At 71.0% G+C, this 17,397-nt stretch carries 15 protein-coding genes; 9 read left to right on the forward strand and 6 right to left on the reverse strand.

What is annotated here, in order from left to right:
- Nucleotides 1-19 precede the first annotated feature (19 nt).
- The 5 genes from ASD23_RS10530 to ASD23_RS10550 all read left to right on the forward strand — a co-directional run bounded on the left by ASD23_RS10530 (nucleotide 20) and on the right by ASD23_RS10550 (nucleotide 5,496).
- Nucleotides 20-1,597, forward strand: a complete 1,578-nt coding sequence (locus tag ASD23_RS10530) for a carboxylesterase/lipase family protein (protein ID WP_056010097.1) — start codon at nucleotides 20-22, stop codon at nucleotides 1,595-1,597.
- 141 nt (nucleotides 1,598-1,738) lie between these two features.
- Nucleotides 1,739-1,966: a hypothetical protein gene (locus ASD23_RS10535; RefSeq protein WP_056010100.1), complete on the forward strand. Its 228-nt coding sequence runs from the start codon at nucleotides 1,739-1,741 to the stop codon at nucleotides 1,964-1,966.
- A gap of 79 nt (nucleotides 1,967-2,045) precedes the next feature.
- Complete coding sequence (locus tag ASD23_RS10540) at nucleotides 2,046-3,923, forward strand: ABC transporter ATP-binding protein (protein ID WP_056010103.1); 1,878 nt, start codon at nucleotides 2,046-2,048, stop codon at nucleotides 3,921-3,923.
- Nucleotides 3,924-4,103: 180 nt separating this feature from the next.
- Complete coding sequence (locus ASD23_RS10545; RefSeq protein ID WP_056010108.1) at nucleotides 4,104-4,931, forward strand: hypothetical protein; 828 nt, start codon at nucleotides 4,104-4,106, stop codon at nucleotides 4,929-4,931.
- Between the two features lie 58 nt (nucleotides 4,932-4,989).
- On the forward strand, nucleotides 4,990-5,496 hold the full coding sequence (locus ASD23_RS10550; protein ID WP_056010111.1) for a 2'-5' RNA ligase family protein: 507 nt from the start codon (nucleotides 4,990-4,992) through the stop codon (nucleotides 5,494-5,496).
- 47 nt (nucleotides 5,497-5,543) lie between these two features.
- On the opposite strand, the gene ASD23_RS10555 is transcribed toward ASD23_RS10550, so the two are convergent.
- The gene (locus ASD23_RS10555; protein ID WP_056010115.1) at nucleotides 5,544-5,924 is read right to left on the reverse strand and encodes a DUF1622 domain-containing protein; all 381 of its coding nucleotides are present in this window, start codon (nucleotides 5,922-5,924) and stop codon (nucleotides 5,544-5,546) included.
- Nucleotides 5,925-6,101: 177 nt separating this feature from the next.
- Nucleotides 6,102-7,967 (reverse strand): phosphoenolpyruvate carboxykinase (GTP), encoded by a 1,866-nt coding sequence (locus ASD23_RS10560; protein WP_056010118.1) that lies wholly within the window; start codon nucleotides 7,965-7,967, stop codon nucleotides 6,102-6,104.
- Nucleotides 7,968-8,095: 128 nt separating this feature from the next.
- Here ASD23_RS10560 and ASD23_RS10565 point away from each other — a divergent pair, with 128 nt between their 5' ends.
- The 3 genes from ASD23_RS10565 to ASD23_RS10575 all read left to right on the forward strand — a co-directional run bounded on the left by ASD23_RS10565 (nucleotide 8,096) and on the right by ASD23_RS10575 (nucleotide 11,213).
- On the forward strand, nucleotides 8,096-9,538 hold the full coding sequence (locus ASD23_RS10565; RefSeq protein ID WP_056010120.1) for a helix-turn-helix transcriptional regulator: 1,443 nt from the start codon (nucleotides 8,096-8,098) through the stop codon (nucleotides 9,536-9,538).
- A gap of 326 nt (nucleotides 9,539-9,864) precedes the next feature.
- Nucleotides 9,865-10,206: a PadR family transcriptional regulator gene (locus ASD23_RS10570; protein WP_056010123.1), complete on the forward strand. Its 342-nt coding sequence runs from the start codon at nucleotides 9,865-9,867 to the stop codon at nucleotides 10,204-10,206.
- Entirely contained in the window at nucleotides 10,203-11,213 is a 1,011-nt protein-coding gene (locus ASD23_RS10575) for a permease prefix domain 1-containing protein (protein ID WP_056010126.1), read from the forward strand. The genes ASD23_RS10570 and ASD23_RS10575 overlap by 4 nt, the downstream gene beginning before the upstream one ends.
- A gap of 99 nt (nucleotides 11,214-11,312) precedes the next feature.
- Here ASD23_RS10575 and ASD23_RS10580 read toward each other — a convergent pair whose 3' ends face one another.
- From ASD23_RS10580 to ASD23_RS10595, 4 genes are all read right to left on the reverse strand, one after another.
- On the reverse strand, nucleotides 11,313-12,104 hold the full coding sequence (locus ASD23_RS10580) for an SDR family NAD(P)-dependent oxidoreductase (RefSeq protein WP_056010129.1): 792 nt from the start codon (nucleotides 12,102-12,104) through the stop codon (nucleotides 11,313-11,315).
- Nucleotides 12,105-12,194: 90 nt separating this feature from the next.
- Nucleotides 12,195-13,370 carry a thiolase family protein gene (locus tag ASD23_RS10585; protein ID WP_056010131.1) on the reverse strand — a complete coding sequence of 392 codons (1,176 nt, stop codon included), beginning with the start codon at nucleotides 13,368-13,370 and terminating at the stop codon, nucleotides 12,195-12,197.
- Between the two features lie 121 nt (nucleotides 13,371-13,491).
- On the reverse strand, nucleotides 13,492-14,949 hold the full coding sequence (locus ASD23_RS10590; protein ID WP_056012932.1) for a glyceraldehyde-3-phosphate dehydrogenase: 1,458 nt from the start codon (nucleotides 14,947-14,949) through the stop codon (nucleotides 13,492-13,494).
- 241 nt (nucleotides 14,950-15,190) lie between these two features.
- The gene (locus tag ASD23_RS10595; protein WP_056010134.1) at nucleotides 15,191-15,487 is read right to left on the reverse strand and encodes a hypothetical protein; all 297 of its coding nucleotides are present in this window, start codon (nucleotides 15,485-15,487) and stop codon (nucleotides 15,191-15,193) included.
- Between the two features lie 210 nt (nucleotides 15,488-15,697).
- On the opposite strand from ASD23_RS10595, the gene ASD23_RS10600 reads away from it, so the two are divergent.
- Entirely contained in the window at nucleotides 15,698-17,353 is a 1,656-nt protein-coding gene (locus ASD23_RS10600; RefSeq protein ID WP_056012935.1) for a thiamine pyrophosphate-binding protein, read from the forward strand.
- Nucleotides 17,354-17,397: the final 44 nt, after the last annotated feature.

Consider the following 17,397-nt stretch of genomic DNA (forward strand, 5'->3'; position numbering starts at 1 on the left):
GTGGACACGAGGAGGACACATGACGTCTTGGAGACCCGCGAAGGCCGCGTCGATCGCGGTCGCGGCAACGGCGACGGCACTGCTGCTGAGCGGATGCATCGCCGGCGTCACGGCCGACGGGGCCACGCCGGCCGCCGCCCCGCAACTCGAGATCGCACAGGGTGCGCTGACGGGCGTCGCGACGGCTGACGGCGTCGAATACCTCGGCATCCCGTTCGCCGAGCCCCCGGTCGGAGACCTCCGCTGGCGCGAGCCCGAGGCACCCGAGCCCTGGGCGGGCGTGCTCGACGCGTCGAAGCCCGGACCCGACTGCGCGCAAGGGGTGAACGGCGACTCCGACGGCTCGCTGAGCGAGAACTGCCTCTACCTGAACGTCTACGCGTCCGGCGAACCAGGGGCGGAGAAGCTGCCGGTCGTCGTCTTCCTGCACGGCGGCGGGTACACCGCCGGTACGCCGAACATCTACGACGGTCGCAACTTCGCCGCTGCCGGCGATGCCGTCACGGTGATCCCCGCCTACCGCCTCGGCCTGTTCGGCTTCTTCGCCACGTCGGCGACGGCCGAGGAGGGCGAGTACGGCGCCCAGGGCAACTGGGGCATGCTCGACCAGCAGCAGGCGCTGCGCTGGGTGCAGGAGAACATCGAGTCGTTCGGCGGCGACCCCGACAACGTCACGATCGTCGGCGAGTCCGCCGGCGGCGGCTCGGTCTGCTTCCAGCTCGCGTCGCCGACCGCCGAGGGGCTCTTCGACAAGGCCGTGGTGCAGTCCATGGCGTGCGGCGCCGGCGCACCGGCATCCGACCCGGCCGAGTTCACGACGCAGTGGGGATGCGCGGCCGACGATGCCGAGTGCCTCCGCGCGGTGCCGACCTCGACGATCGTGGGATCGGCGACCGGCTTCGGCTTCGCGGCACCGGCGAGCGGCGGACCGGATCAGCCCGTCGGGCCCCTCGAGGCGGCAGCCGATGGAACCCTCGCCGACGTGCCGATCCTGATGGGCGTCACGCGCGACGAGTGGCTCGGATTCGCCTCGGCGCAGTACCCCCTCGACCCCGCAGAGTACGAAGCCGGCGTCACCGCGCAGTTCGGCGCGCTGGCCCCCGACGTGCTCGAGCTCTACCCCGCCGATGCCGGCGAGGACCCGACCTTCGCCTCGGGCTGGCTCAGCGGCGACTCGATGTTCGCCTGCCCCTCGATCGTCGCGTCCGACGCCTTCGCAGATGCCGGCCGCTCGGTGTACTTCTACGAGTTCGCCGACGAGACGACGCCCGGATGGCGCTCGCTGGGCGACCCGTTCCCGCCCTCGACGCTCGAGCTCGGCGCGACGCACACCACCGAGCTCCAGTACCTGTTCAACTACGCGGCGGCGCAGCGTTCGCTGAACGAGGAGCAGGACGCCCTCGCCGACCAGATGGTCGCACTGTGGACGTCGTTCTTCGAGAGCGGAGTCCCGAGCCTCGACGGCGGGCCGGAGTGGGGCGAGTTCGCCGACGGACGCGAAGTGCTCGAGCTGAAGACCGAGGAGGCGGGCGGACTCGAGATGATCGACTCCTTCGAGGCCGCGCACAATTGCGGCTTCTGGAACGAGCTCGGCTAGCCGCCAAGGGAATCGGCGAGGAGGCGGGGCGGCTGGATCAGCCGCCCCGCCGTCCGCGTCTGCGGCGCGTCGCCCCGGGGCTCGCCACCTCGAGGTCAACCGGCGTTGACGATGCATCCGGAGTCAACTACGGTTGACGCCATGGACGACCACACCCTCAGGACCGCGATCGCCGCCGCCGACGGCGACGACCCGTATCGCGCGCTCCGCGACCTCCACCATGCTCGGGTCGCACTCACCCGCGAACTCGACCGCGCCGAGGCGACCGCCGTGCGGCGAGCGCGTGCCGCCGGATCGAGCTGGCAGCTCATCGCCCTCGCCCTCGAGGTCTCCAAGCAGGCGGTGCACAAGAAGTACGGACGCAGTTAGGCCACGTAAGCTTCAAGACGGCGTTTCGCGACACCGAGCGGATGCGGCATCCGCTCGTCGCGTACGTCAGGAAGAGGAAATGAGCGACACCCGCACCAGACGATCCCCCTTCTCGCGGCGCACGGAGACCACCGGCCCGCGTGCCACCTTCCGACAGTTGCTGCCCTTCATCTTCGAGCACCGTCCCGTGCTCATCTGGGTCGCGATCCTCTCGGTCGTCGGCGCGCTCGCGAGCCTCGCCCAGCCGTTGCTCGTCGCCCAGGTGATCCAGGTCGTCGAGGCCGGCGAGGCGCTCGGCGGCATCGTCTGGGCCCTCGTCGCCCTCGTCATCGTCAGCGGCGTGATCACGGGCTACCAGCACTACCTGCTGCAGCGCACCGGCGAAGGCGTCGTGCTCTCGAGCCGCAAGCGCCTCATCGGCAAGCTGCTGCGGCTGCCGATCGCCGAGTTCGACACCCGCCGCACCGGCGACCTCGTCTCGCGCGTCGGCAGCGACACGACGATGCTGCGCGCCGTGCTCACGCAGGGCCTCGTCGAGGCGATCGGCGGCACCGTCACCTTCATCGGCGCCCTCATCGCGATGCTCGTCATCGACCCCGTGCTGCTCGGCCTCACCGTGCTCGTCATCGCCGTCGCCATCACGACCGTCACGCTGTTGTCGCGTCATGTGCGCGAGGCGTCGCACCAGGCGCAGGCGAAGGTCGGCGACGTCGCGGCATCCGTCGAACGCGCCATCGGCGCCGTGCGCACGATCCGCGCGGCCGGCGCGACCGAGCGCGAGATCCTCGACGTCGAGGCGCACGCCGAGGGCGCCTGGCAGATGGGCGTGAAGGTCGCGAAGATCTCCGCCCTCATCGTGCCGGTCGCGGGCATCGCGATGCAGGTCTCGTTCCTCGTGGTGCTCGGCGTCGGCGGCTTCCGCGTGGCATCCGGCGCTCTCGAGGTCGCCGACCTCGTCGCCTTCATCCTCTTCCTGTTCATGATGATCATGCCGCTCGGCCTGTTCTTCGGCGCGATCACCTCGGTGAACCAGGCACTCGGCGCCCTCGGCCGTATCCAGGAGATCCTCGACCTGCCCGACGAAGACGCGCACGACCGCGAACTCGCACCGCTCGCGCTCATGGTCGGCGAGGCGAACGCGGGCGTCCTGCCCGACGCCCCGGCGATCGCCTTCGACGACGTCTCCTTCGCGTATGCGGTGACGCGCCAGGACCCGGCCGATCCCGCGAACGAGACTGCCGACGAGCACCTGCCGGAGCCCGACGTCACGGATCGTCAGCCCGTGCTGCGCGGCGTCTCCTTCCAGGTCCCCCGCGGCCAGCGCATCGCGCTCGTCGGCCCGTCGGGCGCAGGCAAGTCGACGATCCTCGCGCTCGTCGAGCGCTTCTACGACCCCTCGGTCGGCACGGTGCGCATGGGCGGCCTCGACCTGCGATCGATCGACCGGGCGGAGCTCCGCGCCCAGATCGGCTACGTCGAACAGGATGCCCCGGTGCTGGCCGGCAGCCTCCGCGACAACCTGAAGCTCGGCAGCCCCGACGCGAGCGATGCGGCGTGCGAGCAGGTGCTGCGCGCCGTGAACCTCGGCGGCGTGCTCGATCGCGACCCCGCAGGCCTCGACGCCGCGGTGGGCGACGACGGCATCATGCTCTCGGGCGGGGAGCGCCAGCGGCTCGCGATCGCCCGCGCTCTGCTCGCGGCTCCCCCGATCCTGCTGCTCGACGAGTCGACCTCATCGCTCGACGGCGTCAACGAGCGCATGATGCGCGACGCGGTCGACGCGGTCTCAGCGGGGCGCACGCTCATCGTGATCGCGCACCGGCTCTCGACGGTCATCGACTCCGACCGCATCATCGTGCTCGACGAGGGCCGCGTGATCGGCGAGGGCACGCACGCCGAGCTCGTGGCGGCCGTGCCGCTCTACCGCGATCTGGCGGCGCACCAGCTGCTCGTATGAGGTCGGTGGTGCGTTGGCGCGTCGCCGAGTGAACCGCGCTGCGCCCAGCGGGCCGCCACCTCAGTGCGAACCCGAGCGAAACTCAGTGCTTGCTCGGATGGCGCCCCGGCGCGACCTTCGTAGCGTGACTCCCGCATCCCCGACCGGATGCCCAGAGCCCACGCCCCACGGAGGACCCCCATGACCATCGCAACCGTCTCGAACGAGCGCGATCTCGCACACCTCGACGAACTCCCCGTCGACCTCATCGACGAGCTGCCCGTCGGAACCGACGACGCCGACACGGCCACCACCCGGAGCGGACTCGGCAACTCGTTCGACCGCGTCCAGGCCGGCATCCAGGGCTGGCTCAGGCACTGGGAGCCGTTGCGGCTGCCGGCCTTCACCGCCGTGCGCGACGTCATGCCCGATGGCGACCGCGGCCGCTCGTCGCTGCGGGCCGCACCGACGCAGCCCGACGGTGCGGTTCGCCTCACCGCGAGCCTCTACGACCCGCCGGGTCGCGACGGCGACCCGCTCGCGTGGTCGCGCAACTGGGCGAGCACGGCGGTGCTCCCTCCGGCCCGTGAGGCCGGTCGCCTGTACTACCGCTTCCGCGTCTCGAGCCGACTCGTGCTCGACGGCCAAGCCGCGCTCAGCCTCGTCTCGACGAGCGTGAACTTCGGCGTCGTCGCCGACGCGGCGAAGGCGAGCCCGTTCCACGTCACCGGGTTCGCCACGCCGATCGCGCGCCCGCTCATGGGGGTGCAGTGCCGCCCTGATCAGGACGCCTCGGCGTCGCAGGTCTTCGAGGGTTCGATCGCCGTACGCCAGGGCGAGACCCCGGCCATGGCCTTCGTCATCGGCACCGACCTGCTCTTCGAGAACGGATGGGTCCGGATGCACGAGGGATCCAGCACCTGGATCGGCCCGACCGAGCCCGGCGCGAGCGGCACGATCGAGTTCCGCTACGCGCCGGCCGCGATGCTACGACTGCTCGGCCGCCTCGACGAACCGCACGTCGTCTGAGTCGATCGGCCCGCGGCCCGCGCTGTACGCCTGGCCCGTGGTGGACGAGAATCGGCGGATGATGCACCTCGTCGTCGTGCTGCCGCTCTCGCCGCTCACCGCCGGCGATTCGTTCACGGTCGCCGAATGGCCGCTGCACGTCACGCTCCTGGAGCCGTTCAGCACCGATCACCCTGAGGTCGTGGCGGCTGTGCTCCGCGAGGTTGGGAGGGGCTCCCGGCCGATCCACAGCGCCGCCGGCGAGCCCGCCCTGTTCGGGCGACGGCACGACGTGCCGGTCACGCTCATCCGCGACGGCGGTGAGCTCTCCGCGCTCCGGGCCACGACGATCGCCGCCCTGGACCGCGCCGGTGTCGCAGCAGGCCGCCTTCGCACCGAATTCCGCCCGCACGTCACGGTGAAGCGCCGCGGCGGGGTCGAGCCCGGCGACCGGGTGACGCTGCGACAGCTCGCACTCGTCGACATGCGACCGTCGTCGGGCGCCCACCATCGCAGCGTGCTCGGCGCGTGGCCGCTCGGCGAGGCATCCGTCACCGGCCCGGCACCACCGTCAGCGGCCAACTGACGCGAGGGTGACGGCCCTGCCGGCCCTGCCGGCCCCGCCTGGAACCGTCAGCCGGCCTCGGTCTGCGCAAGCGACGATTCGCTGTCGGGCGCGCTGCGCTTCTGCCACGGCCAACGTCCAGAGACCTCGAGCTCGAGCGACCAGCTGAGGAACGTTCGGATGAGCACGATGATCGCGAGCACGAGCACCGAGTCGAGCGTGGGCGTCACGGCCACCGTCTTGATGATGTCGGCGGCGACGAGCAGCTCGAGGCCGAGCAGGATCGCGCGGCCGAGCACACGGCGGAACCGATCGTAGATCGGGGACTTCCCCCGGATGCCCCTGAGTCCGGCATCGAGGCTCGCGTACACGACGCCGACCACGATCGCCAGTACGCCGATGAAGTCGATGACCTCGCCGACTGTCTCGATGACCGTGCCGAACTCCATGACGCCTCCTTGCGGCACACGCTAGCGCGGCGGCGGGCGACTCGGCATGCGACGTGCCGTGGTGCCGTCGACGGATGCCGCGGGCGGCGCGCCTTCCCGAACGAGCACGACCGCGGCATCCGCAGGCGGCACGGAAGCGTCGCACCCGCGATCACGCGAGTGCGACGCCTCCGCGAGCTACGCCTCCTGGTGCGCCAGGTGGTAGCGCAGGCTCGCGAGCTCGGCACGCAGCGCCGCGGGCACGCGATCGCCGAACTGCTCGAAGTACTCCTCGGTCAGGTCGCACTCGGCGAGCCACGAGTCGCGGTCGACGTCGAAGAGCTGCTCGAGCGCGGCATCCGCGATCTCGAGGCCGTCGAGGTCGAGCGATCCGGATGCCGGGATCAGCCCGATCGGCGTCTCGACGACGTCGCTCGTGCCCTCGATGCGCCCGACGATCCACTCGAGCACGCGCGAGTTCTCGCCGAACCCGGGCCAGAGGAACGAGCCGTCGGCGCCCTTGCGGAACCAGTTGACCTGGAAGATCTTCGGCGCGTTCTCGCCGAGCACGCGGCCCATCTTGACCCAGTGACCCCAGTAGTCGGCCATGTTGTAGCCGCAGAACGGGAGCATCGCGAACGGGTCGCGGCGGAGCTCGCCGACCGTGCCCTCGGCGGCGGCCGTCTTCTCGGACGAGATCGTCGCGCCCATGAAGACGCCGTGCTTCCAGCTGCGGGCCTCGGCCACGAGCGGCACGTTCGTCGCACGGCGTCCGCCGAAGAGGATCGCGTCGATCGGCACGCCGTCGTGCGCATCCCAGTCGTCGGCGATCTGCGGGCACTGGGCCGCAGCCACCGTGAAGCGCGAGTTCGGGTGCGCCGCGGGGCGACCCGAATCCGGCGTCCACGGCTTGCCCTGCCAGTCGGTGAGCTCGTCGGGGGCCTCGTCGGTCAGGCCCTCCCACCAGATGTCGCCATCGGGGCGCAGCGCCACGTTCGTGAAGATCGTGTTGCCCCAGAGCGTCTGCACGGCCGTCGGGTTCGTGGTCTCGCCGGTGCCCGGCGCGACGCCGAAGAAGCCGGCCTCGGGGTTGATCGCGTAGAGGCGGCCGTCGTCGCCGGGACGCATCCAGGCGATGTCGTCGCCGATCGTCTCGACCTTCCAGCCGGGAATCGTCGGGCGCAGCATCGCGAGGTTGGTCTTGCCGCACGCCGACGGGAAGGCCGCAGCGACGTGGTACGACTTGCCCTCGGGCGAGGTGATCTTGATGAGCAGCATGTGCTCGGCGAGCCAGCCCTCGTCGCGGGCCATGACGCTCGCGATGCGCAGCGCGAAGCACTTCTTCGCGAGCAGGGCGTTGCCTCCGTAGCCCGAGCCGTACGACCAGATCTCGCGGGAGTCGGGGAACTGCACGATGTACTTGGTGTCGTTGCAGGGCCAGTCGGCCTCGGCGCGGCGGTGGCCGACGCCGTCGATGAGCGGGTAGCCGACCGAGTGCACGGTGCGCACCCAGGGCTCGCCGGCCTCGATGAGGCGGTAGACAGCATCGCCCATGCGGGTCATGATGCCCATCGAGAGCACGACGTAGGGCGAGTCGGTGATCTCGACGCCGAGCTGCGAGATGGGGCCGCCGAGCGGACCCATCGAGAACGGCACAACGTACATCGTGCGGCCCTTCATCGAGCCGTCGAAGACGTCAGTGAGTTCCGTGCGCATCTCGCGCGGGTCGCGCCAGTTGTTCGTGGGGCCGGCGTCCTCTTCGTACGTCGAGCAGATGAAGGTGCGGTCCTCGACGCGGGCGACGTCCTTCGGGTCGGTGCGCGCGAGGAAGCTGTTGGGGCGCCACTCCGGGTTCAGCTTGATGAGCTTGCCCTCGGCGACGAGCTGCTTCGTCAGCAGGTCGGCCTCGTGCTGCGAACCGTCGCACCAGACGATCTCATCGGGCTTGGTGAGGCCGGCGATCTCGTCGACCCACGTGCGCAATGCTGCGTCGGTGGTACCGCGACGGATGCTCCCGGCCGAGTCGGATGCCTCTGTGCCGATCGAGAACTCGGAGATGGTCATCTTCGTCCCTTCCAAAGTGTGCCGACGAGGGTCGGAACTGGTTCGTACTTCAAGAATGCGCGCTGTTGGGGCATCCGTTCGGTCAAATCACGCGTTAAGAATGCGAGATCTTTCGCTATCCTTAAGCCATGAAGGCAGGCTCCCCCGATCTCGCGACCCTCGGCCAGCGCATCCGTCATTTCCGCAGCGAGCGAGGTCTCACCCTCGACCAGCTCGGCGAGGCGGTGGGCATGGCCGGCAGCCAGCTCTCCCTCATCGAGAACGGCAAGCGCGAGCCGAAGCTCTCACTGCTCGACTCGCTCGCCGCGTCGCTCGACGTCGAGCTGGCCGACCTCCTCTCGCGCGAGGCGCCGAGCCGCCGCGCCGCGCTCGAGCTCGAACTCGGTCGGGCGCAGTCGAGCCCGCTCTACGCGAGCCTCGGACTGCCCGCGATCCGCCCCGGCCGCGGCATCACGGACGAATCGCTCGAGGCGATCGTCGGGCTCCACCAGGAGCTGCAGCGCCGGGCGAGCGAGGCCATCGCGACGCCTGAGGAGGCGCGGCGGGCCAACACCGAGCTGCGGGAGCGCATGCGCGAACGCGACAACTACTTCCCCGAGATCGAGCAGCTCGCCGAAGACCAGGTGCGCTCCTCGGGCCACCGCTCGGGCGCCCTCACGCACCGCGAGGTGAGCGTGATGGCGGAGAAGCTCGGCTTCCAGCTCATCTACGTCGACGACCTGCCCGACTCGACACGGTCGATCACCGACATCGCCAACGGCCGCATCTATCTGCCGCCGGCCTCGATCCCCGGCGGCCACGGCCTGCGGTCGATGGCGCTGCAGGCGATGGCGCACCGGCTGCTCGGGCACGAGCGGCCCGAGAGCTACGCCGAATTCCTGTGGCAGCGGCTCGAGATCAACTACTTCGCCGCCGCCTGCCTGATGCCGCGCGAGGCATCCGTCTCGTTCCTGCAGGCCGCGAAGAAGGAGAAGCGCCTGGCCATCGAGGACTTCCGCGACGCGTTCGGCGTGACGCACGAGGCTGCTGCGCTGCGCTTCACGAACCTCGCGACGAGCCACCTCGACATGACGCTGCACTTCCTCCGCGTCGCGGGCGACGGCGCACTGCTGAAGGGCTACGAGAACGACGGCCTGCCACTGCCGACCGACGTCACGGGCTCGATCGAAGGCCAATGGGTGTGCAAGAAGTGGAGTGCCCGCACCGCGTTCGGCCACACCAACCGCACGACCGAGAACTACCAGTACACCGACACCCCCGCCGGCACCTTCTGGTGCGCGACGCAGACGGGGCGCACGGATGCCGCGGAGTTCTCGATCTCCGTCGGCGTGCCGTTCAACCAGGCCAAGTGGTTCCGCGGGCGCGAGACGACGCAGCGCGCCGTGTCGACCTGCCCCGACGAGTCGTGCTGCCGCCGCGCGCCGTCCGAGCTCGCCGAGCGCTGGGCCGGGCGGGCGTGGCCGAGCGCCCGACTGCACGCGCACGTGCTCTCGCCGCTGCCGTCGGGCACCTTCCCGGGCGTCGACGACTCCGCGGTGTACCGGTTCCTCGAGGCCCACGCCGAGCAGTAGCGGCGCGCCCGCCCCCTCGCCACCCCTGCTCGCCCGGGCCTCCTCCCGCCACGCCCCCCATCACCCCGCCCCCCTCCCGCTCGCGGGCCTCCTCTCGCCCGGGCCTCCTCCCGCCCGCCTCGCTCCTCCTCACTCGCCGAGTCGGCGGATGAAACGCGCGACACGCCGGGGCGACTCGGCGTGTCGCGCGTTTCATCCGGCGACTCGGCGCATCCAACCCCGAGTCGGCCCGTCGCACCGCCACCGGCGCGGACGCGAGCCGCGGCATCCGCTGCACTATGAAGTTCCTGTTGCATTAGTGTGTGACGCACAGTATCGTGTGACGCATGAACCTCGATGGGACGACCGCCGGGCACCTGCAGGAGCTCCGTCGCGGCACCGTCGTGCTCGCCTGCCTGGTGCGGCTGCGCACGCCCGACTACGGCTACGCGCTGCTCGAGTCGCTGAACACCCTCGGCATCCTCGTCGATGCGAACACGCTGTACCCGCTGCTTCGACGGCTCGAGAAGCAGGGCCTGCTCACGAGCGAGTGGAACACCGACGAGGCCCGGCCTCGCAAGTTCTACCGGACGAGCCCGACCGGCGAGCTGCTCGCCGACGCACTCATGACCGATTGGCGGCGCATCGACGACGCCCTCGGCGGACTGACCACAGGAGACGCATCATGACCGAGCTGACCGACCGCTACCTCTTCGCAGCCACGCGCAGCCTCCCCGCCTCGCAACGCGACGACCTCTCGCGCGACCTCGCCGAGCGCGTCGCCGACACGATCGAGGCCCGCATCGACTCGGGCGCCTCGACGCCCGAGACCGCCGAGCGCGACGCCCTCGTCGAGCTCGGCCACCCCGCGTCGCTCGCGGCGACCTACAGCGATCGCCCGCTCATGCTGATCGGGCCGCGCTACTTCCTGATCTGGAAGCGGCTCCTGCTCTTCCTCGAGTCGTTCGTGCCGGCGACCGTCGCGGCAGCCACAGCGCTCGGACTCGTGATCGCCGGCGGCGGGTGGGAGGTCATCGGCTCGTCGATCGGCATCGGGATCACCGTGGCCGTGCACCTGGCATTCTGGACCACCCTCGTGTTCGCCCTGATCGAGCGATACGGCACGGGTACCGACGTCGACGAGACGCTCGGCTGGACGCCCGAGCAGCTCCCGCAGCTGCCAGAGCTCCGGCGACCGCACCGCCGCATGGACCTCATCGCCACCCTCGTATGGCTCGCGATCGCCGCCGGCTTCCTCGTGTGGCAGCAGTTCGGCATCGTGTGGGCCGACGGGGAGCGCACCTCGGTGCCGCTGCTCGCACCCGACCTGTGGTCGTTCTGGCTGCCGTACCTGCTCGCGCTCATCGCACTCGAGGCCGCCTTCGCCGTGTGGGTCTACCGCAGCGACTGGAACTGGGCCAACGCGCTCGTCAACGTCGCACTGAACGCCGCGTTCGCGATTCCCGTCGTCTGGCTCTTCGTCGAGGGGCGGCTGTTCAGTCCCGAGTTCCTCGCGGTGGTCGAGCCGCTCCTCGACGCCGATGCCGAGTGGGTACTCTCGGTGCTCTTCGTCGCCGGCGTCGTCGCGTTCTCCGCCTGGGATGCGATCGACGGCATCGTCAAGGCGGCACGGGGCGGCGGCAGGGGCACGCTCGACTTCCCGGGCAACCGAAGCCCGCGCCGCACCGAGCTCTGAGCGGCGCGCGCCGGCACCGGCGAACGACGAGGGGCGGATGCCGCGACATCCGCCCCTCGTCGTCTTCGCCGCCATGCCCGGCGGGCGGGACCCGACCGGCTACTTCGGCTGCATCCGGATCGCGCCGTCGAGGCGGATCGTCTCGCCGTTCAGCAGGGGGTTCTCGACGATGTGGCGCACGAGCGCCGCGTACTCGGCGGGCGTGCCCATGCGCGAGGGGTGCGGGATCTGCTCCTCGAGCGAGGCCTGCACCTCGGGTGGCATGCCGGCCATCATGGGCGTCTGCATGATGCCGGGCGCGATCGTCACGACCCTCACGAGCAGCTTCGAGAGGTCGCGGGCGAGCGGCAGGGTCATCGCCGCGACGCCGCCCTTCGACGCCGCGTAGGCGGCCTGGCCGATCTGCCCGTCGAACGCCGCCACCGAGGCGGTGTTCACGATGACGCCGCGCTCCGCGGTCTCGGGCACGCCGGGCAGCGACTGGGTCGCGATCGGCTCGTTGGCCGCCATCGCAGCGGCGGCGAGCCGGGCGACGTTGAAGGTGCCGATGAGGTTGATGCGGATGGTGCGCTCGAACGCGTCGAGTGCGAGCGGCCCGTCGCGGCCGACCGTGCGGCCGGCGGTCGCGATGCCCGCGCAGCTGACGGCCACGCGGAGCGGCGCACGCTCCTGCACGAGGTCGATCGCGGCCTGCACGGATGCCTCGTCGGTGACGTCGGCCGGTGCGAAACGCACCCGGTCGCCGAGTTCGTGCGCGGTCTGCTCGCCCGGCGAGTTCGGGAGATCGAGGATGACGACCTCGGCGCCCGCGGCGGCGAGCACGGCGGCGGTGCCGCGCCCGAGCCCCGAGGCGCCTCCGGTGACGATCGCTCCTGCGTCGGTCAGCTGCATGTGGTGCGTCCCTTCGGAATGGGTGGGGTCCGGTCGAAAGGTCGGGTGCCCGATCGAAACGGCGGGATCCGGTCGGAATCGGCCGATTCGTCAGATGCGTTCGATGACCGTGGCGTTGGCCATGCCGCCGCCCTCGCACATCGTCTGCAGGCCGTACCGGCCGCCGGTGGCCTCGAGCTGGTTCACGAGCGTCGTGAGCAGCCGCGTGCCCGAGGAGCCGAGCGCGTGCCCGAGGGCGATGGCGCCGCCGCGCGGGTTCAGCTTCGCGGCATCCGCCCCGGTGTCGGCGAGCCAGGCGAGCGGCACCGACGCGAACGCCTCGTTGACCTCGTAGGCGTCGATGTCGTCATGGCCGAGCCCGGCGCGCGACAGCACCTTCTCGGTCGCCGGGATCACGCCGGTCAGCATGTAGAGCGGGTCGCTGCCGACGACCGAGAAGGCGCGGAATCGCGCCCGCGGCGTGAGCCCGAGCTGCTCGGCGCGCTCGGCGCTCATGATGAGCGCGGCTGAGGCGCCGTCGGTGAGCGGGGAGGAGTTGCCGGGCGTGATGCGCCAGTCGAGTTCGGGGAAGCGCTCGGCGAGATCATCGGTGCGGAAGGCGGCGTTCAGGCCCCCGAGAGACTCCGCCGACGTGCCGGGCCGCACGGTCTCGTCGGTCAGCGAGTCGACGCCGGGCACGGGCACGACCTCGCTCGCGAAGGCACCCGACTCCTGCGCCGCCGCCGCGAGCGCGTGCGATCGCGCGGCGAAGGCGTCGAGCTCATCGCGATCGAAGCCCCACTTCGCGGCGATCAGTTCGGCCGAGACGCCCTGGTTCACGAGCCCGTCGGGGTAGCGGTTGCGGATGCGCGATCCGTAGGGATCGGCGCCCGCGGCGCTCGAGCCGAGTCGCACGCGGCTCATCGACTCGACGCCGCACGCGATGACGATGTCGGCCTGGCCGGCGAGCACCGCCTGCGCCGCGAAGGTCGCCGCCTGCTGGCTGGAGCCGCACTGCCGGTCGATCGTGGTGCCGGGCACGTGTTCGGGGAAGCCCGCAGCGAGCACGGCGTTGCGCGTGATGTTGTAGCTCTGCTCGCCGATCTGGCTGACGCAGCCGCCGATGACGTCGTCGATGAGACCGGGGTCGAGGTCGTTGCGATTGACGAGCGTGTCGAGCACGCCCGCGAGCAGGTCGACGGGGTGGACGCCCGAGAGGATTCCCCCCGGCTTGCCGCGCCCCACCGGGGTGCGGATGACGTCGACGATGACGGCTTCAGTGCTCATGCAGACAGCCTACGACGGGTGGGGAACGACGGATGCCCCGGGCGCACGGGCGCACGGGGCATCCGGATGCTCGATCCGGCCGAGGGAGGAGAGCGGCCCGGATCGCGACGCAGGTCCCGGCTCAGACCGCCGCGACGACCTCGCGCTCGAGCTCGACCGAGCGGCGCTCGGGCAGCACGACGGGGTGCGTGCCGGCCATCGCCTCGATGACGCGCACGACCTGGCACGAGTAGCCGTACTCGTTGTCGTACCAGACGTAGACGATCGCGTCGGTGCCGTCGGCGATCGTCGCGAGGCCGTCGACGATGCCCGCCCGGTTCGAGCCGACGAAGTCGGTGGAGACCACTTCGGGCGACTCGATGTAGTCGATCTGCTGGCGGAGCGGCGAGGTGAGCGACACCTGGCGGAGGTAGCGGTTCAGCGACGCCTTCTCGGCCGGCTGCTCGAGCTGCAGGTTCAGGATCGCGAGCGACACGTCGGGCGTGGGCACGCGGATCGCGCTGCCCGTGAGCTTGCCGGCGAACGAGGGCAGGGCCTTCGCGACGGCCTTCGCGGCGCCGGTCTCGGTGATGACCATGTTGAGCGCAGCGGAGCGCCCGCGCCGGTCGCCCGAGTGGAAGTTGTCGATCAGGTTCTGGTCGTTCGTGAACGAGTGCACGGTCTCGACGTGGCCGCGCACGACGCCGTAGGCGTCCTCGATCGCCTTCAGCACGGGCGTGATGGCGTTCGTCGTGCACGAGGCGGCCGAGAGGATCGTGTCGGCGTCGGTGATGTCGTCGTGGTTGATGCCGTGCACGATGTTCTTGATCGCGCCCTTGCCCGGAGCGGTCAGCAGCACCCGGGAGACGCCCTTCGACTGCAGGTGCTGCGAGAGCCCGGCCTCGTCGCGCCAGCGGCCGGTGTTGTCGACGACGATCGCGTCGGCGATGCCGTAGGCCGTGTAGTCGATCGACGCGGGGTCGTTCGAGTAGATCACCTGGATCAGCGTGCCGTTCGCGAGGATCGTGTTCGCCTCCTCGTCGACCTCGATCGTGCCGGCGAAGGGGCCGTGCACCGAGTCGCGGCGCAGCAGGCTCGCGCGCTTGACGAGGTCGTTGTCGGACCCCTTGCGCACGACGATCGCACGCAGGCGCAGGCCCTTGCCGTTACCGGCGTGCGCGATGAGGATGCGCGCGAGCAGGCGCCCGATGCGGCCGAAGCCGTAGAGCACGACATCGGTGCCGGATGCCTCGGGCTCGCCCTCGGCCGCGATGACCGGCGTGAGCTCGTCGCGCACGAAGTCGGCGAGTTCGCGGGCGTCGCCCTCGCCGACGGCGTCGGCGTAGCCGGAGACGAGGCGCGCGACGTCGATCGACGCGGGGCCGGGCGCGATCTCGCGCAGCACCTCGAGCACGCGCATGGTGTCGGCGAGGTCGAGCTCGACCTCACCGGCCTGGCGCGCGAAGCGGTGCGCCTTCAGGAGGGCGATCGGCGAGCGGTTGATGAGCCGCCTGCCGTGGATGGAGGTCACCACCCCGTGGTCTCGGTAGAGGCCGCCGATGAGCGGGATCATCCGCTCGGCGAGTTCCTCTTTGGCGATCCATTCCGTGCGGCGGGCATCGAACTCGTGGCTCACGATCTTCCTTCTCGGTCGACCGTGCCGGGGGCGTCGTCGACCAGGGTCCTCGCGGGCGAGCCTGCCGGTGGGCAGCATCGGCCGCATTCTCTTCCGGGGATGACCCGATTCTACGGATGTCTCGCTGCAGGCGTGCTGTACACGGTGGCGGGTGGGCGCGAGCCGACGAGACGCGCGGTACGTCTCGACGCGCCCGGCGCGTGTCTCAGTACGTCTCGATGAAGGAGAGGTGCATCGACGCGACGCGGTCGGGGAGCCCGTCGAAGACCGCCGCGCGCTCGGGCGAGACCTTGTACGCGGCATCCACCCGCTCGAATTCGGCGAGATCGCCCGGCACGCTCACGGCCCACGTGAACTCGTTCGACTCGGGCGAGCCGTAGGCGAACTCGACGGCGAAGCCCATCGCGGGTCGCAACACGGGCATGGTCTCCTGCCACCAGGCGACGAACTCCTCGTAGAGTCCGTCGACGATCACGTACTGGCGCAGCTGGGTGGTCTTCATGCGACCATCATGCCGTGCGCGTCGTGACCGTGACGCCGCGCGACGATCGCTGCGACAACACTCGCCGGCGGAACCGTATACTCGATTCGTCCAGGCGCTCTGCTGCGCCGGTGCTCGAAAAATGGGCACGAAGCCGACTCGGGTGATCCCCGCCGCCGCGCGAGACACATACGGAATCCGCATCCGTCATCGTCTCGAATGGACACCGCCATGTCTTCGGTCTCCGCGCACGTCGCGCACGCCCTCTCCGCCCACGTCGACCACGTCTTCGGCGTGATGGGCAACGGCAACGCCTACTTCCTCGACGCGATCGAACGCGCCACGGATGCCTCGTTCACCGCGGTTCGCCACGAAGCGGGCGGTGTCGTGGCCGCCGACGCGCACTATCGCGCGTCGAACCGCATCGCCGCGGCGACGTCGACGTACGGCGCCGGGTTCACGAACACCCTCACCTCGCTCGCCGAGGCGGCGCAGGCCCGGGTGCCCCTCGTGCTCGTGGTCGGCGATGAGCCGACCTCGGGCCGTCGCCCCTGGGACGTCGACCAGATCGCCCTCGCGTCGGCGGTCGGCGCCCGCACCTACACGGTCGGCCGCACCGACGCGCAGGCGACGACGATCATCGCGATCGAGCATGCGCTGGCCTACCGGATGCCGGTCGTCCTCGCGATCCCCTACGACGTCGCCTCCGTCGAGGCCGGCCCGCTGCACGAGGCGACGAGCCCGCGGCTGCCCGCCCCGCTCGTGCCGACCGGGGAGTTCGCGCAGCGCCAGATCTCCGAGATCGCGCTCGCGCTCGCGGGTGCGAGCCGGCCGTTCCTGCTCGCGGGCCGCGGCGCCTGGCTCGCCGGCGCCGGCGGAGTCCTCGGCGAGCTCGCCGCCGCCACGGGCGCCGTGACCGCCTCGACGGCGCTCGGCCGCGGCGTGTTCCCCGATGCCGGCTACGACCTCGGCGTCTCGGGCGGGTTCGGCGCCGACGGCGCGATGGAGCTCGTGCGCGAGGCCGACGTGGCCGTCGTGTTCGGTGCGTCGCTCAACCAGTTCACGATGCGCTTCGGTGAGCTCTTCGCGCCGGGCACCCGCGTGTTCCAGGTCGATGTCGCGGCTTCCGCGACCCACCCGAACGTGGGCGGCTACGTGCGCGGGGACGCCGCACTCGTGGCCCGCGCGATCGTCGACGAGCTCGAGGCGACCGGAGCGGAGCCGTCGGGCTGGCGCGACTCGATCGACGCGGCAGTCCTCCGGGCGTACGCGCCGGGCGACGAACTCGCCGCCGACGGCCGGCTCGACCCCCGCAGCACCGCGCGCCGCATCGCCGAGCTCCTGCCCGAGGACCGGGTCGTCGTCTCCGACGGGGGCCACTTCATCGGCTGGGCGAACATGTACTGGCCGGTCGCCTCGCCCGACCGCATGATGATGATCGGCACGGCGTTCCAGTCGATCGGGCAGGGGTTCCCGAGCGTCGCGGGTGCAGCGATGGCCAAGCCCGAGGCCACGGTCGTGCTCACCACGGGGGACGGCGGCGGGCTCATGGCGATCGCCGACCTCGAGACGGCCGTGCGCACCGCCGGCGGTCGCGGCATCGCGGTCGTCTGGAACGACGCCGCGTACGGCGCCGAGGTGAACCTCTACGGCCTCAAGGGCCTCGCCGAGGCCCCGATGCTGATCCCCGAGGTCGACTTCGCGGCCGCTGCCGCGGCGTTCGGCGCCGAGGGCGTGATCGTGCGCAGTCTCTCCGACCTCGACCGGCTCGCCGACTGGGCGGCGACGCCTGTGGCGGATCGCCGCTTCCTGCTGCTCGACTGCCGCATCTCGGGCGCGGTCGTCGCGCCGTACCAGGAGGAGATCATCCGGGTGAACTCGCGCTGAGCCGCCGCGAACGACGGATGCCCCGGCGGGAACGTTCCCGCCGG

The sequence above is a fragment of the Agromyces sp. Root1464 genome, from assembly GCF_001427265.1.
Lineage (GTDB): Bacteria > Actinomycetota > Actinomycetes > Actinomycetales > Microbacteriaceae > Agromyces > Agromyces fucosus.